Genomic DNA, 24,961 nt, shown 5'->3' on the forward strand with positions numbered 1-24,961 from the left:
TGCTTATTTAAAGCCGGGCTTTATTTGATTAAACTATAATTATCCGGAATGATTGTGGTTTGGTGTTTGTATAATGTATTCTTAAAATTATTCAACAATCATCATAAATAACGATTTTAAAAAAATAATTTTCAAAAAATTTTTCACGTTCAATCTATTTTTTATCTTTGTTGAAAACGTTTAACAATCATATTATTACAGCTCTTTTTTAAGAAATAATGAAAGGGATTTTAAAAATTTACCATCCGGACGAAACGCTAAAGTACAATATCAGAAACACTTATTGTAAAGCGGTTTACAGCAACCAACAGCATTTTTTAGAGGTTGAGATCATCACGGATGACGGTCTGGATCATGTGGAGGATGATTCTCTGCAGTACAACTTTCCTCAGCTTTCACTTGAAGTTTTTGATTTTCCTATCGAATCTGCGGAAATAGAAGGGAAAACGATTACCATTAATGATTCTGATGAAGATACTTTCACCGAAGTAGATCTTTTTGATGATGAAGAAGCTTTTATCTACGATAATGAGCTGCTGTTTGATAAAAATGAGAAAGGCGAGCTTCAGGTAGTTTGGAAAGGAACCATTGATGATTTTTATACCGGATCCGATACACCGATTCCTTTCAGGCTGAAATGTGAATTTAGTCAGGATGATATAGAAGTAGACGAAGATTAATTGTAATCTCCGCCTTCTTCTCCGAAATTTTATAGCAGATTTCTTTTCAGATTTTTTTGGAAAGAAATTTGCTGTTGCTGAAAAGAACAGTTTTTAATGTGTTTTAAGCTTTTTTTAAGATACCATTTCATAATATTCCACTACATTTGTCGTTACAACTCTTATAAAAATACAGATTAATGCTGATAACGGAACTTACTCAGATTTTGTTTGCACAAGTTGCTGCACCTACGGTGGCGGCGGAAGATTTAGAATTTTCATTTTGGAAAATCATGTTTCATGGGGGAGCTTTTGCCAAAATAGTCATGGTGACCGTGCTCCTTTTGGGTGTATTTTCCGTTTACCTGTTCTTTGAACGTTTTTTCTTTATCAAAAGGCTTACTTCTAAAACAGATGCCAACTTCATGGATAATATTGAAGACTTTATCAAAGAAGGAAAAATAGAATCTGCATTGGACTACTGCAAAAGACAGAACTCTCCGGAAGGAAGAATCCTGGAAAAAGGAATTTCAAGGCTGGGAAGGCCGGTGTCCGATATTGTAAGCGCAATGGAATCTCAGGCACAGGTGGAGGTCGCTAATATGGAGAAAAACCTGAATCTTCTGGCGGTAGTTCCTAGTATTGCTCCGATGCTGGGACTTTTGGGAACGGTAATCGGGATGATCATCGCTTTCTTTAATCTTTCCCATGCAAGCGGCTCTTTTTCGCCCAAAACTTTATCAGAAGGTATTTATACGGCGTTGGGGCAAACTGCAGTAGGTCTTGCAGTAGCCATTCCGGCTAACTTTTTCTACAATTTATTATTAACAAGAATTGATAAATTTGTATTGAAAGCACAGAACATGTCCGGAGAATTTTTAGATCTTATCAACAAACCTTTATAATCTTCATATGAAACCGCAAGGTTCCGTCTGATCATTAAAAATTAGTAAAAATAAACAGATGAAAATTCAGAGAAGAAATAAAGCAAATCCCGAGTTCAGTCTTGCAGCGATGACCGATGTTATCCTGTTGATGCTGATCTTCTTTATGGTAACATCATCCGCCGCCAATCAAAGTGCCATTGATGTGAAATTACCAAAAACGGGAGCTGTTGAAGATAATATTCCTAATCCTTTAACGGTAAGTATCAAACCGGACGGATCTTATTTTGTAGACGACAGTCCTGTAGAAAAAGCACAGCTTGAACAAACGATCGTGAATAAACTGGCGAGCCAGACGAATAAATCGTTTACCATCCGTGCAGACGAAAATACCATGCATAAAGACGTTGTTTTTGCCATGGAAATTGCTGAAAAGTATAAATTCAATATTGCTATTGCGACAGTTAAAGATAAATAACAATTCCGAAACTCTCTGAAATGATCTTTTTAAAATGAGAAGCCATATTATAGACAAAAACGAACAGAATAGAGACCGGGTAAAAAGTGCATTGCTTTCTATCCTGATCTGGTCTGCCATCTTATTGTTTGTTTTTTTATATAAGTTGAAACCAGAGTTGGATGAGCAGCCTGAAATTATAACAACCATGCTAGTGAATTTCGGAGACAACCGAAATGGGAGCGGAGCAGAAGAGCCTGCCGACCAGCCGGGAAGCCTTGCAGCAGCAACGGAAAATGTTACTGATCCTGCAGAAGCCACAGTTCCTGAAACCAAAACGGTCTTAAAACCCGAGCCTCAGCCTGAAACCCAAAAATCTGAAGCAAAAGAAAAAATCATTACCGGGAACAATTCGAAAATAACTGTACCTAAAAAAGAAGAATCCAAAGCGGAAACTAAAAAATCTGCAGCAAGCACAAGCGCTGCTAAAAATACCAAGAAATCCGGAGCGGTAACCTCCAATTCAAAAACAGGAAATGGTGACGGAAAAGGAACGGCAGCCATTGGAAATCTCATCAGAGGACGAGGAACTAAAGCCGGAAGCCAGGGAGACGGAGACGGCATCGGAAATGCAGGAGATCCTTTGGGCGGAGACGGAAACGGCGACAGTAAAGTCGGGATCGACAGAAAGCTTGTAGGCTTCATACCGGGAACTATGGGAAGAGGAGGAGCGCAGCCGGCCAACAGCTGTACGGCAAGTGGGACAATCACCATATCTTATACGGTTGATAAAGCCGGAAATGTAGTGTCTGCAAGAAGATCAGGAGGAACTTCCGATCCGTGCATCACTTCAAATGCCATATCATGGGTAAAGAAATATGTAAAGGCTGAAAGAGCCAGTGTTTCTTCTACCGGAACTTATAAAATCACTTTCTAACTTACAAAAGCACTTATTCAAGTGCTTTTTTTATTTCTGAAATTCTGTTGATTACCGGAAGTGCAAAAATACCGCTGGTCTGAAGATACAGTTCGTAAAATGTTTTTGCTTTGTCAAGAAAGTCATTATTCGCTTCTGTTTTTCCTTTAAAATAAAAAAGATTGCCCAGCATTTCATAATAATCTTTGTGGTCTCTTTCCTGTCTTTCGTTGACAATTTCAATCAATTCTTCTTTTGTTCTGGAAGAAATCTCCGTGAAGCTCACCTTGAAAATATCCCTCATCAAAGAATCGAAATCCAGTTCTTTCTGCATTAAACTTTCTTCAGGCTTATCCAGGATCAGCTTTTCCAGTGCCTGGCTTAATTGTCTTATAAGTCTTAAAGTAAATTCTTTATCTGTGATCATCTTTTTCTTTATTTAAAAATTTATCAATTTCTGGGTTTGAGTCTGTTTTATATATAAAATGGATAGCTCCTTCTTTGCTTCGATAAATTTTAGAAGCTAATTTTATACCGATAACAGTTGCTAAAAGAAGAATTACAATAGCAATAACAAGGGTGAAATTATTGGGCTTCAAAAAATATATTGCCGAAATGGCTGCTCCAATCAAAAAAATAGAAACAAATATTTGTAATCCGCCGATTAACTCTGCCGAATTTTCAAAAATATTTCGCTTATCATTTTTCATAATTAAGCAAAAAACAAATAAGCCAATGCAATAGAAGTAATAATTCCCACCAGATCGGCCAGAAGCATGGCAATGACGGTGTATCGTGTGTTTTTCACAGCTACTGCCCCGAAATAAACGGCAATTACATAAAACGTCGTATCTGAGCTTCCCTGAAGTACGGCGGCCAGTTTACCCTGGAAGCTGTCGGCTCCGAAAGTGGTCATCGTATCGACCATCATTCCTCTCGCACCGGATCCTGAAAGCGGCTTGATCAAAGCGGTTGGAAGTCCGTCAACAAATCTCGCATCAAGATTTGCATTATAGGCTACCCATTTCATCCCGTCAATAATCACATCAAAAACTCCGGAAGTTCTTAATAAAGAAATCGCGATCAGCATTCCTACCAAATAGGGAATAATTTTCACGCAAGTGGTGAAACCTTCTTTCGCTCCTTCAATAAAAGCATCAAAAACATTGATTTTTTTATAGACTGCACCAAGAACAATCGCAAGGAAAATAAAAAGAATCAAACCATTACTCAGTACTTTGCTGAAATCATCAAGCTGATCCTTACTCAACTGTACAAGATACAAAACCAGTAACGCAATAATCGCCGAAATTCCTCCGACATAAGCGATCACAACAGGTCGTAAAAGATTGATTTTCTGATATAAAGATACAATGATCATCGCCGCAAGTGTTGCCGCAAACGTTGCAATCATACACGGCAGGAAAATATCCGTCGGGGTTTTTGAACCCATTGAAGCGCGGATTGCAATAATTGACACCGGAATTAAGGTCATCCCACCTGCGTGGAGGCACAAAAACATAATTTGTGAGTTGCTCGCCGTATCTTTATGAGGATTTAATGTCTGTAAACTTTCCATTGCTTTTAATCCGAAAGGCGTTGCTGCATTGTCGAGACCGAGAAGATTTGCGCTGAAATTCATCAGCATATGTCCGAAAGCAGGATGGTTTTTAGGAATTTCAGGGAAAAGTTTTGAGAAAAAAGGTTGAATTAACCGGCTCAATAGATTGATACCGCCTGCTTTTTCTGCAATACTCATGAATCCCATGAATAAGGTCATGATGCCAATCAATCCAAGGCAAATTTTTACTGCCGTTTCAGAAGTTCCGATTACACCATCTGCCTCTTGGATGCGGTACACTTTTACGTCCTGCTGCAAAGAATCGGTCTTATAATGAATCCGGTTCTCTGTAAAATCCGGCTTTTGAGCCAGACTGTCTTTTACCAACGGAGAAAGCGTGTTCATTTTATGTGTTGCAATCTGCACCGTATCACCTCCTTTGCCCACCACCATATCATTAAATATGGTTTTATAATGGCTTGATGAAATGTATTTTATACTGGCAATGGCAATGGCAATAATAATAAAAGCCGACCAAATTCTGCTTAGAACCATCTGATTAAATTAAAAATTTTAGAAAAGATAATAAATTATGAGTAAAACTTGAAAAAACTTTTATTTCTTTGAACCATTAAGATTCAATAAGAAATTAAGAATATTGAAGGAAAGCCTAAAAATCAGAATGATTTATCTTAATTAAGCTTAAAACCTTAATTCTCCTTAATGGTTTAAATTTATTTTTCATCCAGATACACCAGAAATCCCTCAAAATCATCATCCAGATTTTTCAGTACTTTAGCATCTTTCATCTTCTTTTCCAGCCCGTCAATAAAAAAGCTTTTTTCGAAAAACTGGCGATGGATCCCGGGAAGCAGCTCCATGAAATAATCCATCCCGAATTTATTGTTGTGAAGATCCATTTTGGTTTCAAGCGGTTTGTTGGGAAACAGTTCTTCGTGAAGACCGGTCATTCGTTTACAAAAAGAAAGGGCTTTCTCTGGTGAGGAAATTTTACAGCAATACATCATGATAAAGCAGCACCATAAAGCATGTCTGAAAGCATTTCCAATTCCATTGGTAGAAGCTGTTTTCGGGAATTTTTTCTGCGCAATGGAATAGGCCTGAAGTGTCGCATGAAAACTTAATAAGGAGAAAAGAGGATGAGGAAGAACAAGCGACAAAAGACGCATGATCTTTTTAAGGCTCATGCTCCTGATTGTGTTGAAAAATATACTGAACGTTCTCATCAATAAAAAATCTCTCTCCGAATCAGAGAGAGATTGTTGTATTTCGTTAAAAATTAAGCTTTTACAGTAAGCAGATTTACAGTTTTAGAAACGGTATCTTTAATTTCGGTTCTTTTCACAATAAAATCTACGAATCCTTTTTCCTGAAGAAATTCCGAAGTCTGGAAACCTTCCGGCAAATCTCTTCCGATGGTTTCACGGATAACTCTTGGTCCTGCAAACCCGATCAGTGCGCCCGGTTCAGCCATGATGATGTCGGCTGTCATTGCGAAAGACGCCGTAATTCCTCCAAAAGTAGGGTCACAAAGATAAGCAATGTATAAAAGCCCAGCTTCCGAAAGCTGAGCCAGCTTTGCCTGAACTTTTGCCAACTGCATCAGAGAGTATGTTGCCTCTTGCATTCTCGCTCCACCGGATTGGCAGATGATCATATACGGAAGCTTTTTCTGGATACAATAATCTACGGCTCTCCTGATTTTTTCTCCCATTACGGAACCTAAAGAACCTCCAATAAAAGCAAAATCCATACAGGAAACCACCATTTCAGTTCCTTTTACGGTTCCGACAGCATTTCTGATGGAGTCGGTTAGCTTCGTTTTAGCCTTAACTTCTTTCAGCCGGTCTGCGTATGGTTTTGTGTCTTTAAAGTTCAGAATATCAATGCTTTCAACATTAGCGTCCAGTTCTGTGAATTTACCTTCATCAAAAAGAATGTCAAAAAATTCCGCACTTCCTATTCTTACATGAAATCCGTCTTCAGGAGAAACGTAATTGTTTCTTCTCAGTTCGTCATGTTCCACGATTTTTCCTGACGGTGTCTGATGCCAAAGACCTTTTGGTACGTCTTTCTTTTGATCAGTAGAGGTCGTAATATTTTGTGCTTTTCTCTTAAACCACTCGAATGCCATATTGTTTATATATTGATGAAAAATAAATGATAAGTGATGGAAGACGGTTAATTAGAATTAATTATCTATCACATCACTTATCATTAATAATTTTATTTAAGCGTATTTACGTTATTTAAATCTTCAAATGCCTGAACAAGTCTCTTCGAGAATGTTTCTTCTCCTTTTCTTACCCAGACTCTCGGATCGTAGAATTTCTTATTCGGTTTTTCTTCCCCTTCAGGATTTCCGATCTGAGCTCTCAGGTAATCAATATTGTTAACCATGTAATCTCTGATGCCTTCTGTGTAAGCAAACTGCAGATCCGTATCGATATTCATTTTAATGACACCATAATCAATAGCTTCTCTGATTTCTTCCAGAGTAGATCCGGAACCGCCGTGGAATACGAAATTGATAGGTTTTGCCGCTGTTCCGAATTTTTCCTGAACATATTTCTGGGAATTATCCAGAATTTTCGGCGTTAGAACAACGTTTCCTGGCTTATAAACCCCGTGTACATTTCCGAAAGCAGCCGCAATCGTAAAGTTTTCTGAAATAGCTTTTAATTTTTCGTAGGTATAAGCTACATCTTCAGGCTGGGTATATAATTTTGAATTATCAACGTCAGAATTGTCAACACCATCTTCTTCACCTCCTGTAACACCAATTTCCACTTCAAGAGTCATTTGCAATTTTGCCATTCTCTCAAAATATTTTGCGGAAATTTCAAGGTTTTCTTCTAAAGATTCTTCAGAAAGATCCAGCATGTGAGAAGAATACAGTGATTTTCCTGTCTGCTTGTAAAATTCTTCGTTGGCATCCATCAATCCGTCGATCCAAGGCAATAATTTTTTTGCGCAGTGGTCAGTATGAAGAATTACAGTAGCTCCGTATGCTTCTGCAAGGGTGTGAATATGTTTTGCTCCGGCGATTGCTCCTAAAATAGCCGCTTTCTGACCGTCATTGCTTAATCCTTTTCCTGCATTGTAAGCAGCACCTCCGTTAGAGAACTGAATAATTACAGGTGAGTTTAGTTTCGCTGCAGTTTCCATAACCGCATTTACGTTGCTTGAACCAATTACGTTTACTGCCGGTAATGCAAATTTGTTTTCTTTAGCATGCTGAAAAATATCAGTAACTAATTGACCTGTGGCAACTCCTGCCGGGAAAATTCTGCTCATGTTTTACTTTTTAATATAAATTATTAGGGTTTGTAAAATTCCTGTAAAGGTAATCATTTTTGCTTAATTCTTAATTTCTTTTATCTCTACCCCAAAGCAGCTTCTGACGAATGGTTTCGTAAAAGCTGAGATCATTCGGCTGTACGAGAAGAATCTGGAAATCGGCTTTTTTAATGATGATTTCCTTATCTGTTTCAATATGTATCAGCCGGGAGTCTAATGAAAGCGAATACTGTGGTACACGGCTTTCCACTTTGAATTTAATTTCTACCTTATCATTCACTACCAATGGTCTCACATTGAGGTTATGCGGAGCGATGGGTGTAATCACAAAGTTTTCGTTGTTCGGAGAAATGATGGGTCCGCCGCTGCTTAAGGAATATGCGGTAGAGCCGGTAGGAGTGGAGACAATAACGCCGTCACCCCAAAACACGTTGAGAAATTCATTGTTAATATAAGAATCTACCGTAATCATAGAGGTGGTTTCTTTTCTGGAAACGGTAACGTCGTTCAGCGCATAGGGAAAAAAGTCTTCTATTTCCGGAGATGTCACTTCAATAACGGAGCGACGGCTGGTTTTCACATCTCCTTTTAAAATGGAATCCAATGCATTAAATGCTTCTTCTTTGGTAAAACTCGCGAGGAATCCAAGTCTTCCTGTATTTACTCCTACAATGGGAATTTCCAGGTCTTCAATAAAGGTTAAAGAATTAACAATAGTTCCGTCCCCACCAAAAGTAAAGAAAAGATCTACTTCTTTATCCAGAAGATCCTGTTTGCAATTAAAGGTTTCGAAAATTTTTGAGAACTGAAGTGCTTCAGCCATTTCATCATATAAAACAGATTTTACGCCTCTGCTTTCAAGCTCGGAAATGAATTTGCTTAAATATAAAAAGGTATCTAAATCTTTTTTCTGGGAATATATGGCTGCCTTCATTGGTTTTTATATTTCTATAAATTTTTGGAAAAACCCGAATCTGTCCTGAAGAAGATCTGATTTTTCATCAGAATAATACTTTTGTACAATCCGATAGTCATACCGGTCGAATGTTTCATCAATAGAACTCAGATTTTCATTGCTGATTTTGATGGTCACCTGGATTACATCATCAGACATATTGCTGATAAAGGCTCCGTAGAATTTGGAATTGTTACTTTCCACAATATTGGCGATCTCCGTCATTGAATATTTTCTGGAAGGGGTCTCGATGGTGAGAATGGCCCCGGATTCGGAAAAAAGCGGATATTTCGACAAATCCTGAAAGATGTCTTCGCAGCTTATATAGCCGAGGTATTTTTCATTTTTGTTGATAACAGGAATAATGTTGGCATTGAAGGTGTAAAACAACCTGATGCTGTCCATAATATTGTTGTCTTCAAGAATGGCAAAGCGCTCAATCTGATGCTCAAGGTCTTTGAGGGTGCCTTCTTCTTCATAAAGAAAATCTTCTGCAAGAGCCCCGTAAAAATGGTGGGATTTTTTGATGAAAATATGAGAATATCCAAACGCTTCCAGCGTATCTCTTGCTGATTCTATGGAGTCAGTCAGGCTAAAGCATGGAAAGTCTTTTGAGATATATTCCTTGATAAACATTGTGCTAATTTATAAAAAATTAAACGAAACTTTTTCCGAATGTCAAACTTTTTTTCTCTAAAAAATAAAAAAATGATTTTAAAATTTGTTTGTGACAAAAAATTGGGTATCTTTGTCGCCTTTCATTTTTACTTTTTATTAGATTTATTTCAAACTGCACTGTCTTTTAGGCATATGCAGTTTTTTCATTTCAGGGCTTTTACAAACTCCCACATTACAATTCCGCCACAAACACTCACGTTGAGTGAATGCTTGGTTCCCAGCTGAGGAATTTCAATAAATGAATCAATATGAGCCAATGCCTCATCGCTGATTCCTTCTACTTCATTCCCCAAAATCATGGCATATTTTTTAGAAGAATCAATAGTAAAATCCGTAATCATTTTACTGTCTGTTGTCTGTTCAATCCCGATCACTTCAAATCCTTCTGATTTTAACTCATTAATAACGGTGATTATATCATTTTCATATTTCCAGTCAACGCTTTCTGTTGCTCCCAGTGCTGCTTTGTGAATTTCACGATGCGGTGGCTGAGGGGTGATTCCGCAGAGGATTATCTTTTGGATAAGGAAAGCATCCGCAGTTCTGAAAGTTGCCCCTACATTATGCATGCTTCTGATATTGTCCAGAACAACAATTAACGGAATTTTTTCTACCGTCTTAAAGGTTTCCACATCAATTCTGTTGAGCTCTTCCAGTTTTAATTTCTGTACCAATGTATTTTTTATTAATGGTTTATAAATATGTACGATTTCTAAATGCTTCCAGATTTGTTATTTTTCTGAACACATGATCTGATGAACGCTTCTTTCAATATTCTGCGCAATAGTCTCCATCGGAATATCATTTTCATCATTATTGAACGGATCTTCAATTTCTTCGGCGATCATCTCAAGGCTCATTAAAACATAATAGACAAAAACCGTAAGCGGAATCATGAAAAGACCGATAGAAATCACATAAGCTACAGGCAAGGCCAGGACATATAAAATGATAAACTTCTTGACAAAAGAGGAATATGAATAGGGAATAGGGGTGTTTTTAATACGTTCACAGCCGCCGCATACATCCAGGAAGCCCGAAAGCTGCGTATCCAGATAAAGCATTTCCACATCTGAAATTTTACCTTCTTTTTTAAGCTGATTAAGTTTGTGCGTCAGCAGGATCACAATTTCACTGGGACCGTGATGCTTGATGTATTCTTCAATTTCAGAATAATCTTCATCCAAAGCAAGTCGTGTAGATTCTTTTGAAAGATGCTTAGCCAGAAAGTGTGGAAAAAATTTCAGGTATCTGGCAATCTGATCGGCATTTTTCCGGTCGTCGGCAAGAATCGTATTGATCTTAATGGCAAAATTCCTTGAATCGTTGACAAGTTTTCCCCAGAGCTTTCTGCCTTCCCACCATCGGTCGTAAGCTGTATTGGTTCTGAAAACCAGCAACAGCGAAAGCACAAAACCCAAAAGAGAATGAATCATGCTTACATTACTGATGGGCGATTTGGAAGAAAGATGAAGGTATTCTACCTCAAGATATTCAATTCCCCAGGAATATAATCCTACCAGAACCATAGTCGGAAACAGGATTTTCAGGGTGTCGCTTTTATGAAGGCTGAAAAGGATTTTCAGGAAATGTTTGGTATTGTAAACTCTCATACGATCGGTTGGTGCTACAAATATAAAATTTTCGTTTTATCCTGACCTTATTTAAATATTGAAGATGCAGAATAAATGGATGATTAATTTAACGCTATGTTCGCAGTGATTTTTATGTATAAAGATGTTTTTCGAGCGCAAGGGCGTTTCACTCAGCTAAGGCTTACGCTATCATTTGCTGAACATAAACTGAAGGTTTACGAACGAAGTTTAACCCTTGCGCTCGGAAGAATGTTCATGAAACAAGGTAAACCTTACCGAACATAGCGTTTAAAATTATAGCCATATTAAATTTACATAGGATCAATTTTATAAAAATCTGTTACATTATACCTTTAAATTTTATCAAAATTCAAAAAAGCCTTACTTTTATTCGCAAATAAAAACACCACGTCAAATGATTCTTGGAAACGTAGATATTGTCACTGATATCAGCAAAGAAGATTTTCAGAACAATTATTTTAAAAAGCATAAACCTCTGCTCATCAGAAATTTTGCAAGCCGATGGGAGGCTTTTGATAAATGGAACTTTGATTTTATCCGCGAAAAGGCCGGCGAACAGGATGTTCCGCTGTATGATAACAAACCTGCCGATGCATCCAAGAGTTCCGATGCTCCTGTCACCCACATGAAAATGAAGGATTATATCGACACCATCAGAAATAAACCTTCCGATCTGCGTATTTTCTTTTACATTATTACCGACCGTCTTCCGGAACTGCTTAAAAATTTCACCTACCCTGATTTGGGCATGAAGTTTTTTAAAAGACTACCTACGCTGTTTTTCGGAGGTGGTGAAGCACATGTGCTGATGCATTATGATGTGGATTTGGGAGATTTTCTGCATATTCATTTTGAAGGGAAAAAGAGAATTCTGCTGTTTGATCAGAAACAATCTGTCTATTTATATAAAGTACCGTTGTCAGTCCATACGATCTACGAAGTGGATTACGAAAATCCTGACTATGAAAAGTTTCCGGCGTTGAAATATGCGCAAGGCTACGAAATTTTTATGGAACATGGTGATGCGCTTTTTATTCCGGGAGGTTTCTGGCATTTCAACAGGTATCTTGAGCCCGGATTTTCGATGTCGCTTCGTGCACTGCCCAACAAGCCTGCCGTTTTTGCCAATATGCTGTATCATGTATTTGTTATGCGGTATACGGATAAGTTTATGCGAAAACTTTTTAAAGCGAAATGGGTGAATTACAAGCAGAAATGGGCGTATGAGAAGAGCTCGGAGGCTTTGGCTAAACATGAAGGATAATTTTCGCGGATTCACGTTTCACGGATAATTATGTTTAATTTCAATAATGTATTTAATTAATATACAAGGATCATGAAATTACTTTACTTAAGTTTATTTTTTACATTTTCAATTTCTCTTTTTAACTGTCAAAGTCGTTATAGTCCGATTAAAATGAATAAAGAACTTACAACCCTTACAAAATCAAAACTTGTTTTGCAAAGTGAAATTAATTCTTTGATTTCCGAAGGAAAATGCAAATATTTGATAAAAGAAAGAAATTATGCTGCTCCTGTTGGTCTAACTGCAAAGCGGGATTTGAAAAATGCAGCAAAAGGAATTGATGAATGGGTAGAATTGGATAAAGGAAATGCATATGTACTTACAAATTACAAATGGATATTAATTGATAATTTTGGCTCATCACAATTACATGTAGATTTTGATACTTTATATTGTAATGAATAGGTTCAAATAAAGGCGATATTTATTTAACGTAAATAGGCTCAATCATCCGAGAGAATCTGTGAAATTTGTGGGAAAAATACAAAGCTCTTTACTCCTTCTATTTTATTTCCTATTTTTACCGACCAATTTTTAAGACAGAATTTTAATGGCTAAGACGAAAAAAGAAACTCCGCTAATGACACAGTACAATACCATCAAGGCGAAATATCCTGATGCGCTTTTACTTTTCAGAGTGGGAGATTTTTATGAAACGTTTGGCCAGGATGCCATTAGAACATCTCAAATTTTAGGAATCGTGCTCACCAAAAGAGCCAACGGTGAAGGACATATCGAACTGGCGGGATTTCCGCATCATTCCGTAGACTCTTATCTGCCGAAACTGGTGAGAGCCGGGATGAGAGTTGCCATCTGCGATCAGCTGGAAGATCCGAAAATGGTCAAAGGAATTGTAAAAAGAGGAGTAACGGAATTGGTTACGCCGGGGGTTACCTTTAATGATCAGGTTCTTAATTCAAAGAAGAATAACTTTCTGCTTTCCCTGCATAAAGAAAAAGAAAAATTCGGGATTGCACTGGTGGATATTTCCACAGGAGAATTTCTGGTGAGCGAAGGAAATCTGGAAAAGCTGCTACATATTGTTCATACATTTGATCCAAGTGAAATCATTTATCAAAGAAGTGTTCAGATTCCGGAACAGATTAAAAACAGAAGTGCTTTCAAGCTTGAAGACTGGGCCTATCAGTATAATTTTGCTTACGAAAAGCTTACCAATCATTTTAAAACCAATTCATTAAAAGGTTTCGGTATTGAAAACCAGCAACTGGCCGTTACCGCAGCAGGAGCGATTTTTGCTTATTTGGTTGAAGATACACATCACAATTTGTTATCTCACATCACGAAAATTCAGATTATTCCGCAGGAAGATTTCCTGATGATGGATAACTTTACGCTAAGAAACCTTGAAATTGTCTACCCAAGCAATTCGCAGGGAAAATCTTTGCTAGATATTATCGACAGAACTTCCACACCGATGGGAGGAAGACTGTTGAGAAGAAGAATTATTTTACCACTAAAATCCGTTAACGAGATCAACAGAAGACTTGCTTTAATTGATTTTTTAAACGAAAATGATCAGTTGAAATATGAAATTTCGCAGCTGTTGAAATCAATTTCGGATCTGGACCGGTTAATGGGAAAACTGGCAGCAGAAAAAATTTCTCCGAAAGAACTGGGGTACCTTCGTCAAAGCCTTATTAATATTCATAAAATCAAAGGGTTGCTTCATCCTCATGCCGATGTGTTGGCGTGGCTGGATCCGTTGTATGATCAGGAAGAATTAATCAAATGTCTTCAAAATCACCTGAATGACGAATTACCGGTGAATCTTGCCAAAGGAAATGTGATTAAAGAAGGAATATCCGAAGAGCTGGACAGGTTAAGAGGATTGCAGTCGAAAGGCCGCGGCTTCCTTGATGAAATGTGTCAGCGTGAAATTGAAAGAACCGGAATTTCCAGTCTTAAGATTGATTTTAATAATGTTTTCGGATATTATATCGAAGTAAGAAATACGCATAAAGACAAAGTTCCGGCAGACTGGCTCAGAAAGCAGACGCTGGTGAATGCCGAAAGGTATATTACCGAAGAGCTCAAAGAATACGAAAACCAGATTCTGGGTGCAGAGGAGAAAATCGGGGTTTTGGAAAATGAGCTGTACCGGAAAGTTTGCGGAGATACCATCATTTATATGGATCAGATTCAGCAGAATTCAAATATTATTGCGCAGCTGGATGTGGCGGTTGGGTTATCCGAGCTTGCTGTTTCTGAAAGCTATACCAAACCTGTTTTAAACGAAAGTTTTGCGATTGATCTTAAAGAAGCACGCCACCCGATTATCGAGAATGCACTTCCGTTAGGAGAAAAATATATTCCGAATGATATTTATCTGGATAAAGATTCTCAACAGATCATTATGGTAACGGGACCGAATATGGCGGGTAAATCAGCGATTCTCCGTCAGACGGCGATTGTCTGCCTGATGGCGCAGATCGGAAGTTTTGTTCCGGCGAAATATGCTGAAATAGGGATTCTGGATAAAATTTTCACCAGAGTCGGAGCTACGGATAATATTTCGGCAGGAGAATCGACTTTCATGGTTGAAATGAACGAGGCTGCCAATATCCTTAATAATATTTCGGAACGAAGCCTCATCCTTTTGGATGAAATAGGGCGCGGAACTTCCACCTACGATGGGGTTTCCATCGCATGGGCCATCGCAGAATACCTTCATCAGCATCCTACGCAGGCCAAAACCTTATTTGCTACCCATTACCATGAGCTGAATGAAATGACGGTGAATTTTGAGCGTGTAAAAAATTTCCATGTTTCCATTCAGGAGAATAAAGGCAATATTATCTTTTTAAGAAAACTGATTCCGGGCGGAAGCGAGCACAGCTTCGGGATTCACGTCGCCAAACTGGCGGGAATGCCCGCAAAAGTAGTGAACAGAGCCAATGAAATCCTGAAAACGCTGGAAGCCAGCCGTACCCAGGGCAGCTCTTCAGAAAGCATCAAAAGGGTAACGGAAGAAAACATGCAGCTTTCTTTTTTTCAATTGGATGATCCCGTTCTGGAAAATATCCGGGAGGAACTTACAAAGATTGATATCAATACTTTAACACCGATAGAAGCTTTAATGAAATTAAATGCGATCAAAAAAATGATTGGAGGCTAAGATTTAGCTATTTTTTTATCGAAGAGATGGTTAAAGGAATTCGAAATCTACAACGGAGTTTTTCACCATTTAATTCTCCGGGAATCCATTTGTCTTTAATTTTTAAAATAGCTCTTTCTGCTTCTCTGTTAAAACTTTCATTGGATCCGGAAGCTTTTACATCTACTATTGAACCTTCTTTGTCAACAACAAAATTAATTTGGCATGTTTCTGTTTCTGCATTACTGATGATTTTTCGCATTCTGAAATTTTCAACAATCATTTTTTTCAGCACTGTCATTCCTAATGGGAATACAGCCACTTTTTCTGATTCAATTTTTGCTCTGCCATTTTTTTCAACCATCAAAAGTTCATTAAGTTCAGTAGTTGGTACGGATTGTTCTTGGGCAGGAATATAAATGCAGAAAAGGATACAGAAGATTGTTATTATTTTCACGGGTAAAGTTTTGATAAAGATTTAGTACTATTGATTTAATGTAATTCTTCGTATTATTCAAACTGCATTTTTATTGGCAACTGAAAAATATACCGCACGGGAACGTCATCTTTTTCGCGGGAACCCAGGATTTCTTAAGGCTTCTGACCATACTTATCTGGTAAAATAGGATAGACAGACAAATTAAAAGTCTTTTCATGATTAATTTTTGCCAAATATAAATATTTAAACTGAGTTTTAGGATTTCTTCAATGTCAATGGAAAAGTGTAAAGATATCGTACTGGTTCGCCATTCACTGTGGCGGGTTTCCATTTCACAAATAATCTTCTCACCGCTGTTTCTGCAGCATCAGAATGTTTCTTATCGCTTCCTGTTGCTGTTACAAATCGTACATATCCGTTTTTTTCAACAATGAAATATACCCTTGTATCAATACTTTTGGATTTTACATTGATAATATCCATTTTTTCCACAAACTGTCTTTTGAAATTTTCTATTCCGCCAGGGAATTCGGGAGCAGTATCTGCTTTGGTAACAACATCATCAATCTTCATTTTCTTTTTTAAAATTTCATAATCAGGCAGTTGCGAAACAGAGGCGTATTCGGATTGTGAAAATAGAAAAGTGCTGAAAAACAATGCTGAAAATAAGATGACCTTCTTCATATTATACAATATATTTGATGGTTTCAGGACAGCAAAAATAACACCGAGAAATTGTTTGACAGAATAAGAACATGTTAATTTTGGTTGATTCGTTATAAGTTTCGGCGCCGCAGGCGCCGAAACCAAGATATATCTTCCACCGGAAATATATCTTCCATAGGTTTTAAACAAAAAAAAGAAAATCAAAACTCATAAATACTTTAAAAATTCAATATCATTGCAGCAAATAATCATCAGAATGATCAAATTAAAATTTAACCTAATTTATTTCCTCGTCAGCCTATTCGTTTTTATCATCGAAGTGTTGATTGCTACAGTATTCAGCAATATATTTTTCGTAAGGGCTTACCTGGGTGATGTATTGGTTGTTATGCTGCTTTTTACGCTCGTAAAATCATTCATAATCATTAAAAACAATCAGAACCTTATTCTGGGAATCTTCCTGTTTTCCTGTCTGGTAGAATGGGCGCAATACTTTCACATTGCCGAAAAGCTTGGGTTACAGCCGGGAAGCATTATGTATATTATCGTCGGAAATTCTTTTTCGTGGATCGATATTGTGTGCTACGCCGCGGGATGTCTGCTGCTGTTTCTTTTTGTTCCCAAAAAATAAACAGCTTACCTTCCGAAACTGTCGTATTTATCTTCCGCGTATTTAATGAAACGGTTGAGTAAGGCTACATTTTCTTTTTCCAGAGGTGAAAGGTCATTGTCTACATTATCAGAAACCGGAATGTACCAGTCGGTCTGCTCAAAAAAATTACGGTATGTTGCTTTTTTGAAGGAATAACCGTGACGTGCAAACACGGAATTTTTAATGATTTCCATATCCAGCTTGCGGAGATTTTTGAGGTCTTTTTCCGTTAATTTCTGTTTGGATGCGTTGATGTTGAAAACGGCATCAGAAGCAATTCTGTTTTTCGATGCAGTGTAGGTTTCCGTTTTTCCTGTTTCCTCATCGGTATATTTTTCGACAAAACTTTTTGGGTTTTCCCAGTCGATGAGGTCGTTATCTGGGCTGAGCATAAAGTTCGGGTTATAAACAAACTCTTTTTTTACCAGCTTTACTATTTTCGACGGCGCTTTTACGGCAGTTTTGTTGAATGCATTCCACGTTCCGGTAAGGCTGTCATTGCTCAGTTTCACTTCAAATCTTCCGTCTGTTTTATCATTTCCAGGTTCATCCAGGATGAAAGATTTTGCTGCTTCATTAAAGACACCGCGGAAAGGGCGTTGGTTTCCGTCTACAATACTTTGTCCGTACACGCTGTCTTTGGTGATCCTGTTAATTTTCAGGACTATTCTTTTAAAAACTTCACCTTCGTAATCTTCACCGATTTCCGGCGTAATCATTTCTTTTCCGGCAAAATCTCCCATGTAAATTCCATAGTATTCTTTATGAATTTCAGGAACAGCAACAGAATCCTGCTTTGCGGTCAGACTGTCTTTTTTTTCATTAGGGTTTTGGGTTTCTTTTTTACAGCCTGCTAAACTTATCATCAGGGAAGCAGTCAAAAATAATTTTAAATTTTTCATATGCAATTGTTGTTTATTTGATGTATTGATTTAAAGGTATTTTTTATTAATCAAATATTCAATGAATATAAGGTTTGGAATCCAGCCCAGCCATGCTATGATCTGGTAGACATCCATCGGATTCGGATGAAATAAATATACGATGATTATTTTCCACATTCTTAGTGTAACTGCAGAAAGGGAAAGCGCAAAACTCCGCCACATCCATTGCTGATGTTCCTTAAAATTTTTCTGCCGGGCCAATTGATAGGCTTTGAAAGTTGAAAACCACCATAAAAAGCCTAACAGTACAAATGAAATCTTAGAATAGATGCCGCCGTTCGCAAATATTCCCATATAAATTCCGGATGGTGCCGCAAAAATAAGAATTAGAAAAATGTAAAATTTTCCGATATTTTTATGAAAATTTTTTATTTCGAAATCTTTCCTCAGAATGGCTAAAAAACCACTGAGCAGGACAAAAATGCTTGTGTAAACATGGGTGTAAAAGAAATAAAGATATTCCGGTCGTTCAGAAACTTCTGTCTGTTTGATCATCAGGAAACTAACCTCTCTTTTCACCGGAATATATTCCATAGTGATTTTCAGCATCAGCCAAAAGAAATATCCGAATCCTATTATCAATAGGAATTTCAGGAATCTGGGAATATTTTTTTTGACTGAAAGCATTACAGATTTAATTTTCCACAATCATACTTATAGGTAATCTAAACTTAGATTTTATAGGTTTTCCGTCAAACAGTGCAGGAGTCCATTTATTTTTTGACATAATTTTTATTACGCGTTCCATCTCTTTATTCATGGAAGGATTATCTCCTACAATTTTAATATCTGTAACATTACCCTCTTCAGAAATTGTAAGTAAGGCTTCAGATTGTACTTTTCCTTGTGCATGTATTTTCTCTCCTCTGAATAATTTCATAAACTCATTTCGAAAGCCATTAATATTTCCTTGATATTCAGCAGGTTTACTGAATTCATTAATAACGATTTCTTTTCGGATAGGTTCTTTGGGATGAGAGATTTCTTGTGCACATATTGTCGAAAAAGTTACAAAGGCAAAGCACGCAGTTATTTTTTTCATAGTATATTAATTATAAATTGTTCAAATCCTGCGCAATCAGCCAAGCTTCACTCCAGCATGCCTGGAAATTAAAGCCTCCGGTTACGGCATCAATATTCAGAACTTCTCCTGCGATATAAAAATTGGGTAAAATTTTAGAAGACATATTTTTAAAGTTAATTTCTTTTAAATCAACACCGCCGGCCGTTACAAATTCATCTTTAAACGTTGATTTTCCGGTAACCTGAAATTTCTTTTTGCAAAGATTTTCAATAATTCTGTCCATTTCTTTTTTTGAAATGTTGGCTACCTGTTTATTGAGGTCGGTAGATGAAACTTCCAGGATTCTTTGCCAGAACCGGTTCGTGATATCAAAAACTTTCGATTGTCCGATTGTCTTTTTAGGATTGGATTGTTTGAATTGCTGGAATATTTCTTCCGCGTCATCCGGAGATTTTGAAATAAAATTAACCTCTACTTCAAAATTGTATTTCATTTTCGCAAGATTCACAGCCTCCCATGCAGAAATTTTAAGAATTGCCGGCCCCGAAAGCCCCCAATGCGTAATCAGCAATGGCCCGCTTTCTTCCGTTTTTAATTTAGGAATGGAGGTTTCTGCCATTTCAAAGCTTGTTCCCGCGAGGTCTTTCAACAAATTATCTTTAATATTAAAAGTAAAAAGAGAAGGAACCAGATCAATTATGTTATGTCCTAAACTTTCAATTATTTTTAAAGATTTTGGAGAACTCCCGGTGGTATAGATGATATAGTCTCCTTCAAAATCTCCCAGACTGGTTTTTACCACATATCTTTCACCCTGTTTTTCAATTTCTTTGACCGAGCATCTGGTCTTTACTTCTACATTTTTTTGCTTAATTTCTTCAAGCATTGCATCAATGATCGTCTGCGAAGAATTACTTTCTGGGAAAACACGGTTGTCGCCTTCAATCTTTAACGAAACTTTTCGGTTTTCAAACCATTCCATCGTATCTCCCGGCTGAAAACGGGTAAAAACACTCAGCAATTCCTTATTTCCGCGTGGATAAAACTGCACCAGCTCTCTCGGGTCAAAACAGGCATGGGTAACATTACAACGGCCTCCTCCCGAAATTTTTACCTTCTGGAGAACATCCGAATTCTGTTCGAGAATAGTGATCTTATACTTCGTTGCGTCCAGGTTGGCGGCACAGAAAAATCCTGCAGCGCCACCTCCAATGATGATGATGTCTTTCATATTCTTTGTAATCCTATGCTCAGGATTATTTTTGCAAAACTACAATTTTTATAAACCATCTTATTTGAGTAATTTTGAAGAATGTAATTTTTTGAATTATAGCCTCGAAAAATTATCAACCGTAAAAGTCATTAAAGTAGCTTTTAACATTAGAGAAAACATGTGAGTTATGAAATCTTTGATTTTCAGCTTCTGTGAGCTTCTGAATAATATATTTAGATTAATTTGTTCTGAAGATCTTTATGACTTTTGTGGTAAAAATAAATTGATATTTAAAATAAAGTTTAAATGATATTCTACCATAAATTTGAAGTACGCTGGAGTGATCTTGATGCGAACAAACATTTGGCCAATTCATCCTATGTGCAGTATTGTGCACAGGCAAGGATGGCATTCATGACCAAAGAAAAAATGGGGGTAACCCAATTGAGCAGATGGGGAATCGGGCCAGTGATCCTGCATGAGCGCTATTCGTTTTTTAAAGAAATTTATGCCGATCAGACGGTAATTGTAAGTGTTGAAATTGACGGATGTTCAGAAGATTCTTCCATCTACAGATTTCTTCATAAGTTTTATACGCCGGACGGAGTGCATTGTGCCACTTCCGAAGCAACGGGAGTCTGGATCGATATGATGCTCAGAAAAATGACCACGCCGCCGGATGATGTTGTGGAAGCGATGAACAAATATAAAACCGCCGAAACAGAAGTGCTTTCTAGAGAAGATTTTAAAAAGTTTCCTTTCCATCCGCATAATATTGATCCGGCCGAATTTACGGTTTGAAGTTTTGGGTTTAAAGTTTAAAATTACTCATTACTAATTATTCATTACTTATATAAAAAAGATATGTTTGAAGATAAATCACAGGAATTAACGCCCATCTCCAAATTAGGAGAATTCGGTTTGATAAAGCATTTAACAGAGCAATTTTCTTTATCTAATAGTTCTTCTGAACTTGGAGTAGGGGATGATGCCGCAGTCATCAATCCTGAAAATAAAAAAGTTGTCCTCACAACAGATGTGCTGGCTGAAGGTGTCCATTTCAATTTGGGATATGTTCCGTTGAAACACCTGGGCTATAAAGCAGTTGTAGTTAACCTAAGCGACATTGCTGCAATGAATGCCACTCCGACTCAGATTCTCGTTTCGCTGGCTGTTTCCAACCGTTTCCCGGTGGAAGCATTAGAAGAGATTTATTCCGGAATTCAAGCAGCCTGCTCAAGGTATAAAGTTGACTTAATTGGCGGAGATACAACGAGTTCCAATGCTGGTCTTGTCATGAGTATTACGGCAATCGGAATAGAGAACGAAGAAAATATTGTAAAACGCAGCGGTGCTAAATCCAATGATCTGCTTGTGGTAACCGGTGACTTGGGTGGCGCTTATATGGGACTTCAGATTTTGGAAAGAGAACATGCGGTTTTCCTAGCCAATCCTAATATGCAGCCTGAAATGGAGGGCTACGATTATATTCTGGAAAGACAGCTGAAACCGGAAGCAAGAACTGATGTAAAAGGTATTTTGGAGCAGCTGGATATTAAACCGACTTCGATGATCGATATTTCGGATGGACTGGCTTCGGAAATACTTCATCTTTCAGATCAGTCCGGAGTAGGATTCAGATTGTATGAAGAAAAAATCCCTATGGACAGCCTTACGATTTCCACAGCAGATGAATTCAATCTAAATCCTGTGGTAACGGCTTTAAGCGGAGGCGAAGATTATGAATTGTTATTCACCATTTCTCCAAACGATTTTGATAAAATTAAAAATCATCCGGATTTTACCATCATCGGACATGCCATTGAAAAAGAAGACGGAAATTTTATGGTGGCAAGAGGATCAAATCAATTGATTGCCTTGACGGCGCAGGGCTGGGATGCGTTTTTAAACTCAAATTAGAATGCTGACTTTTACGGTTCTACCGACTTTAATTATTGTTACATTTTTAATAGTAACACTTTATAAGCACTTTATTAAAAAACAGCCTCAGAATTTAAAAGATACATTCAGGGTTATTTTATTTTTTTCTGTAGTATGGGCCTTAATCTATTATTGGGTTTTTAGCTGAAACATATCAAAACTTCAGTTCTAAGCACCTGTAAATAAAAAACTTTGTCAAAGTTCTGAACTTTGACAAAGTTGATTCCAGTTAAAATATTCTGATATTTTACGCTTTCACAATATTCAGGATTACTTCCATTGCCTTTTGCATGCTTTCCAGAGCTACATATTCATATGGCCCGTGAAAATTAATTCCTCCCGCAAAAATATTCGGACAAGGTAATCCCATATAAGACAGCTGTGCTCCGTCTGTTCCGCCTCGGATGGCTTTGATTTTCGGTTCGATTCCGGCTTCTTTCATTGCCGCAGCAGCACGCTCGATGATGTACATTTTGCCTTCAAACTGCTGCTTCATGTTTCTGTATTGCTCTTTAATTTCAATTTCAGCAGTGCCTTCCCCATGTTTTTGATTAAATTCAGCAACTTTTTCCTCGATGAACTTCTTTCTGGCCTCAAATTTATCAGCATCATGATCTCGGATGATATACTGAAGTTTAGCTTCAGAAATATCGGCATTCAAATCCATCAAATGATAGAACCCGTCAAATCCTTTTGTCGTGGCCGGAGTTTCATTGGCAGGAAGCATTTGGGCAAATTCAGAAGCGAGTAAAGCGGCATTTATCATTTTACCATAAGCATATCCGGGGTGAACACTTAATCCGTGGATTTTCACCACTGCTCCTGCTGCATTGAAGTTTTCATATTCCAGTTCGCCAACTTCACCGCCATCCATTGTGTAGGCAAATTGTGCCCCGAATTTCGCCACATCAAATTTATGCGCTCCTCTTCCGATTTCCTCATCCGGCGTAAATCCTACCGCAATTCTTCCATGCTTGATTTCAGGATGTGCAATTAAATATTCCGCAGCGGTTACAATTTCCGCGCAGCCGGCTTTATCATCTGCTCCTAATAATGTGTTTCCGTCCGTTGTAATCAGGGTCTGGCCAACGTATTTTTTTAAGCTTTGAAATTTTGAAGAGGATAAGGTAAATCCGGTTGTCTGATTTAAAACAAGATCACTTCCGTCATAGTTTTCCCAAACCTGAGGCTTCACATTTTCCCCGCTGAAATCAGGTGAAGTATCATAATGTGAAATAAAACCGATGGTCGGCTGGTCATTATTCTCAAGATTTGAAGGAACATACCCCATGATATACCCATTCTCATCAATGGATACCTCTTCAAGACCGATTGTTTTCAGCTCTTCCGCAATGTAATTGGCGATGTCCCACTGTCTTTTCGTAGAAGGAGTGGTCTCGCTTTCTGCATCGCTGGTTGAATATATTTTTACATACGTAAGAAAACGGTTCAGTAACTTTTCTTTCCATAACGGGTTGAATTCTATTGCGCTCATTATTAGTATAAATTTGTGGGCAAAGTTAACGAATTTGAGTTTCAGAATGGCTTAATTGTAAGCGGATATAAACAATCGAATTTATAAATGATATATAAATATTTGAGAATCAAAATAATGGTAGATTTGTTTGTCAAGAAACTAAATAGTTTAGTTTTATTATATTTGAGAAAATCTAAAAGTATACAATGTTCCTTACTGAATGTCCACGTGACGCAATGCAGGGTTGGGGAGAGTTCATCCCCACAGATAAAAAAATAGATTATATCAACTCCCTGATGGATGTTGGTTTTGATGTGCTGGATTGCCTGAGCTTCGTTTCTCCCAAGGCCATTCCGCAAATGGCCGATTCTGCTGAAGTGGCCGAAAATATCGATAAATCCAGATCCAACACCAAAGTTTCTGCGATTGTTGCTAATTACAGAGGAGCTGAGAAAGCATTAAAACATCAGTCCGTAGACATTATAGGATTCCCGTTTTCTATCTCGGAGACTTTTCAGCACAGGAATACCAATAAAAGCCAGGAAGAAGCATTTAATGAAATTATCAGAATGCTTGAACTGGTAAAACGTGAAAACCGACAGCTGAATATTTATTTTTCAATGGCCTTTGGAAATCCTTACGGAGAAATGTGGAAGTGGGAAGATGTATGCTTCTGGGCTCAGCGGTTTTCGGAAATAGGAATTAAAGATATCTTACTTTCTGATACTACGGGAGTTGCAACGCCTGAAACCATCACCCTTTTGTTTGAAAAGATCCCTGCAAAATATCCGGAAATCAATTTTGGAGGACATTTTCATAACCGCTACGAAGATTCTTATTCTAAATTAAAAGCAGCGTATGATCAGGGCTGCAGAAGGTTCGACAGTGCCATCAAAGGAATCGGAGGATGCCCGATGGCAAAAGATGATCTGGTAGGAAATATGCCGACTGAACAGGTAATCAATTTTATGAGTGTGGAAAAAGCAGAACACAAACTGAATCTGCTGAACTTTGAAAGCGCTTACAATAAGGCAAAGGATATTTTCCATTTTTAAAGAAAAGATATCCTGATAGTATAGCGAGGTCATCCTGAGCTTGTCGAAGGACTTTATTATATTAAAATCAATAGGAGCGGGC

Annotated in this window: 28 protein-coding genes; 11 read left to right on the forward strand and 17 right to left on the reverse strand. The window is 37.6% G+C overall.

Translation table 11 applies throughout. From position 1 onward, the window contains the following. The first annotated feature begins 218 nt into the window (after positions 1-218). The 4 genes from BUA76_RS11905 to BUA76_RS11920 all read left to right on the forward strand — a co-directional run bounded on the left by BUA76_RS11905 (position 219) and on the right by BUA76_RS11920 (position 2,937). Positions 219-680 (forward strand): hypothetical protein, encoded by a 462-nt coding sequence (locus BUA76_RS11905; RefSeq protein ID WP_072885024.1) that lies wholly within the window; start codon positions 219-221, stop codon positions 678-680. 179 nt (positions 681-859) lie between these two features. Further along, positions 860-1,564, forward strand: coding sequence for a MotA/TolQ/ExbB proton channel family protein (locus BUA76_RS11910; RefSeq protein WP_072885025.1), 705 nt, complete (start codon positions 860-862; stop codon positions 1,562-1,564). A 58-nt stretch (positions 1,565-1,622) separates the two neighbouring features. Next, positions 1,623-2,021 (forward strand): ExbD/TolR family protein, encoded by a 399-nt coding sequence (locus BUA76_RS11915; protein WP_072885026.1) that lies wholly within the window; start codon positions 1,623-1,625, stop codon positions 2,019-2,021. A 34-nt stretch (positions 2,022-2,055) separates the two neighbouring features. Further along, positions 2,056-2,937 carry a ferric siderophore ABC transporter substrate-binding protein gene (locus BUA76_RS11920; protein ID WP_072885027.1) on the forward strand — a complete coding sequence of 294 codons (882 nt, stop codon included), beginning with the start codon at positions 2,056-2,058 and terminating at the stop codon, positions 2,935-2,937. A 13-nt stretch (positions 2,938-2,950) separates the two neighbouring features. On the opposite strand, the gene BUA76_RS11925 is transcribed toward BUA76_RS11920, so the two are convergent. From BUA76_RS11925 to BUA76_RS11970, 10 genes are all read right to left on the reverse strand, one after another. Further along, on the reverse strand, positions 2,951-3,343 hold the full coding sequence (locus tag BUA76_RS11925; protein ID WP_072885028.1) for a hypothetical protein: 393 nt from the start codon (positions 3,341-3,343) through the stop codon (positions 2,951-2,953). Continuing rightward, positions 3,330-3,626 (reverse strand): hypothetical protein, encoded by a 297-nt coding sequence (locus BUA76_RS11930; RefSeq protein WP_072885029.1) that lies wholly within the window; start codon positions 3,624-3,626, stop codon positions 3,330-3,332. Before BUA76_RS11930 ends, BUA76_RS11925 begins: the two co-directional genes overlap by 14 nt. 2 nt (positions 3,627-3,628) lie before the next feature. Continuing rightward, positions 3,629-5,032 (reverse strand): nucleoside recognition domain-containing protein, encoded by a 1,404-nt coding sequence (locus tag BUA76_RS11935; RefSeq protein ID WP_072885030.1) that lies wholly within the window; start codon positions 5,030-5,032, stop codon positions 3,629-3,631. Between the two features lie 179 nt (positions 5,033-5,211). Next, entirely contained in the window at positions 5,212-5,724 is a 513-nt protein-coding gene (locus BUA76_RS11940) for a DUF6973 domain-containing protein (RefSeq protein ID WP_072885031.1), read from the reverse strand. Positions 5,725-5,777: 53 nt separating this feature from the next. Further along, positions 5,778-6,632 (reverse strand): acetyl-CoA carboxylase, carboxyltransferase subunit beta, encoded by an 855-nt coding sequence (gene accD, locus BUA76_RS11945; RefSeq protein ID WP_072885032.1) that lies wholly within the window; start codon positions 6,630-6,632, stop codon positions 5,778-5,780. A 92-nt stretch (positions 6,633-6,724) separates the two neighbouring features. Beyond that, positions 6,725-7,795, reverse strand: a complete 1,071-nt coding sequence (fbaA, locus tag BUA76_RS11950; protein ID WP_072885033.1) for a class II fructose-bisphosphate aldolase — start codon at positions 7,793-7,795, stop codon at positions 6,725-6,727. A 70-nt stretch (positions 7,796-7,865) separates the two neighbouring features. Continuing rightward, a complete protein-coding gene (locus BUA76_RS11955) occupies positions 7,866-8,732 on the reverse strand; it encodes an NAD kinase (RefSeq protein ID WP_072885034.1) in 867 nt (288 codons plus the stop codon). 6 nt (positions 8,733-8,738) lie between these two features. Beyond that, the gene (locus tag BUA76_RS11960) at positions 8,739-9,389 is read right to left on the reverse strand and encodes a CBS domain-containing protein (RefSeq protein WP_072885035.1); all 651 of its coding nucleotides are present in this window, start codon (positions 9,387-9,389) and stop codon (positions 8,739-8,741) included. Between the two features lie 185 nt (positions 9,390-9,574). Beyond that, positions 9,575-10,105 carry an RNA methyltransferase gene (locus BUA76_RS11965; RefSeq protein WP_072885036.1) on the reverse strand — a complete coding sequence of 177 codons (531 nt, stop codon included), beginning with the start codon at positions 10,103-10,105 and terminating at the stop codon, positions 9,575-9,577. A gap of 57 nt (positions 10,106-10,162) precedes the next feature. Next, positions 10,163-11,044: a bestrophin family protein gene (locus BUA76_RS11970; RefSeq protein WP_072885037.1), complete on the reverse strand. Its 882-nt coding sequence runs from the start codon at positions 11,042-11,044 to the stop codon at positions 10,163-10,165. Between the two features lie 397 nt (positions 11,045-11,441). Here BUA76_RS11970 and BUA76_RS11975 point away from each other — a divergent pair, with 397 nt between their 5' ends. The 3 genes from BUA76_RS11975 (at position 11,442) to mutS (ending at position 15,489) form a co-directional block, all read left to right on the forward strand. Continuing rightward, a complete protein-coding gene (locus BUA76_RS11975) occupies positions 11,442-12,311 on the forward strand; it encodes a cupin-like domain-containing protein (RefSeq protein WP_072885038.1) in 870 nt (289 codons plus the stop codon). A gap of 153 nt (positions 12,312-12,464) precedes the next feature. Then, positions 12,465-12,758, forward strand: coding sequence for a hypothetical protein (locus BUA76_RS11980; RefSeq protein ID WP_228408487.1), 294 nt, complete (start codon positions 12,465-12,467; stop codon positions 12,756-12,758). A 145-nt stretch (positions 12,759-12,903) separates the two neighbouring features. Beyond that, complete coding sequence (gene mutS / locus BUA76_RS11985) at positions 12,904-15,489, forward strand: DNA mismatch repair protein MutS (protein ID WP_072885040.1); 2,586 nt, start codon at positions 12,904-12,906, stop codon at positions 15,487-15,489. A 7-nt stretch (positions 15,490-15,496) separates the two neighbouring features. Here mutS and BUA76_RS11990 read toward each other — a convergent pair whose 3' ends face one another. Next, the gene (locus BUA76_RS11990; protein WP_072885041.1) at positions 15,497-15,925 is read right to left on the reverse strand and encodes an energy transducer TonB; all 429 of its coding nucleotides are present in this window, start codon (positions 15,923-15,925) and stop codon (positions 15,497-15,499) included. A gap of 237 nt (positions 15,926-16,162) precedes the next feature. Next, a complete protein-coding gene (locus BUA76_RS11995; RefSeq protein WP_143149906.1) occupies positions 16,163-16,591 on the reverse strand; it encodes an energy transducer TonB in 429 nt (142 codons plus the stop codon). A gap of 238 nt (positions 16,592-16,829) precedes the next feature. Between BUA76_RS11995 and BUA76_RS12000 the strand changes: the two genes are divergently transcribed. Further along, positions 16,830-17,204: a ribosomal maturation YjgA family protein gene (locus BUA76_RS12000; protein ID WP_072885043.1), complete on the forward strand. Its 375-nt coding sequence runs from the start codon at positions 16,830-16,832 to the stop codon at positions 17,202-17,204. A gap of 5 nt (positions 17,205-17,209) precedes the next feature. Here the strand turns inward: BUA76_RS12000 and BUA76_RS12005 are convergent, their stop codons facing one another. Genes BUA76_RS12005 through BUA76_RS12020 form a run of 4 tightly spaced genes read right to left on the reverse strand, consistent with a single transcriptional unit; the run spans position 17,210 to position 20,424 of the window. Beyond that, positions 17,210-18,127, reverse strand: coding sequence for a YARHG domain-containing protein (locus tag BUA76_RS12005; RefSeq protein WP_072885044.1), 918 nt, complete (start codon positions 18,125-18,127; stop codon positions 17,210-17,212). Positions 18,128-18,157: 30 nt separating this feature from the next. Then, positions 18,158-18,796 carry a DUF2306 domain-containing protein gene (locus BUA76_RS12010; protein WP_072885071.1) on the reverse strand — a complete coding sequence of 213 codons (639 nt, stop codon included), beginning with the start codon at positions 18,794-18,796 and terminating at the stop codon, positions 18,158-18,160. Positions 18,797-18,803: 7 nt separating this feature from the next. Then, positions 18,804-19,211 (reverse strand): energy transducer TonB, encoded by a 408-nt coding sequence (locus BUA76_RS12015; protein WP_072885045.1) that lies wholly within the window; start codon positions 19,209-19,211, stop codon positions 18,804-18,806. Between the two features lie 10 nt (positions 19,212-19,221). Beyond that, positions 19,222-20,424: a BaiN/RdsA family NAD(P)/FAD-dependent oxidoreductase gene (locus BUA76_RS12020; protein ID WP_072885046.1), complete on the reverse strand. Its 1,203-nt coding sequence runs from the start codon at positions 20,422-20,424 to the stop codon at positions 19,222-19,224. A gap of 288 nt (positions 20,425-20,712) precedes the next feature. On the opposite strand from BUA76_RS12020, the gene BUA76_RS12025 reads away from it, so the two are divergent. Together BUA76_RS12025 and thiL are read left to right on the forward strand one after the other, a co-directional pair. Continuing rightward, complete coding sequence (locus BUA76_RS12025) at positions 20,713-21,207, forward strand: acyl-CoA thioesterase (protein ID WP_072885047.1); 495 nt, start codon at positions 20,713-20,715, stop codon at positions 21,205-21,207. 63 nt (positions 21,208-21,270) lie between these two features. Then, entirely contained in the window at positions 21,271-22,326 is a 1,056-nt protein-coding gene (thiL, locus tag BUA76_RS12030; RefSeq protein ID WP_072885048.1) for a thiamine-phosphate kinase, read from the forward strand. A 268-nt stretch (positions 22,327-22,594) separates the two neighbouring features. Here thiL and pepT read toward each other — a convergent pair whose 3' ends face one another. Next, entirely contained in the window at positions 22,595-23,842 is a 1,248-nt protein-coding gene (pepT, locus tag BUA76_RS12035) for a peptidase T (protein WP_072885049.1), read from the reverse strand. Between the two features lie 188 nt (positions 23,843-24,030). Here pepT and BUA76_RS12040 point away from each other — a divergent pair, with 188 nt between their 5' ends. Then, positions 24,031-24,879, forward strand: a complete 849-nt coding sequence (locus BUA76_RS12040; RefSeq protein ID WP_072885050.1) for a hydroxymethylglutaryl-CoA lyase — start codon at positions 24,031-24,033, stop codon at positions 24,877-24,879. The last annotated feature ends 82 nt before the right edge of the window (positions 24,880-24,961 follow it).

The organism is Chryseobacterium takakiae, from assembly GCF_900129385.1.
GTDB classification, from domain to species: domain Bacteria; phylum Bacteroidota; class Bacteroidia; order Flavobacteriales; family Weeksellaceae; genus Chryseobacterium; species Chryseobacterium takakiae.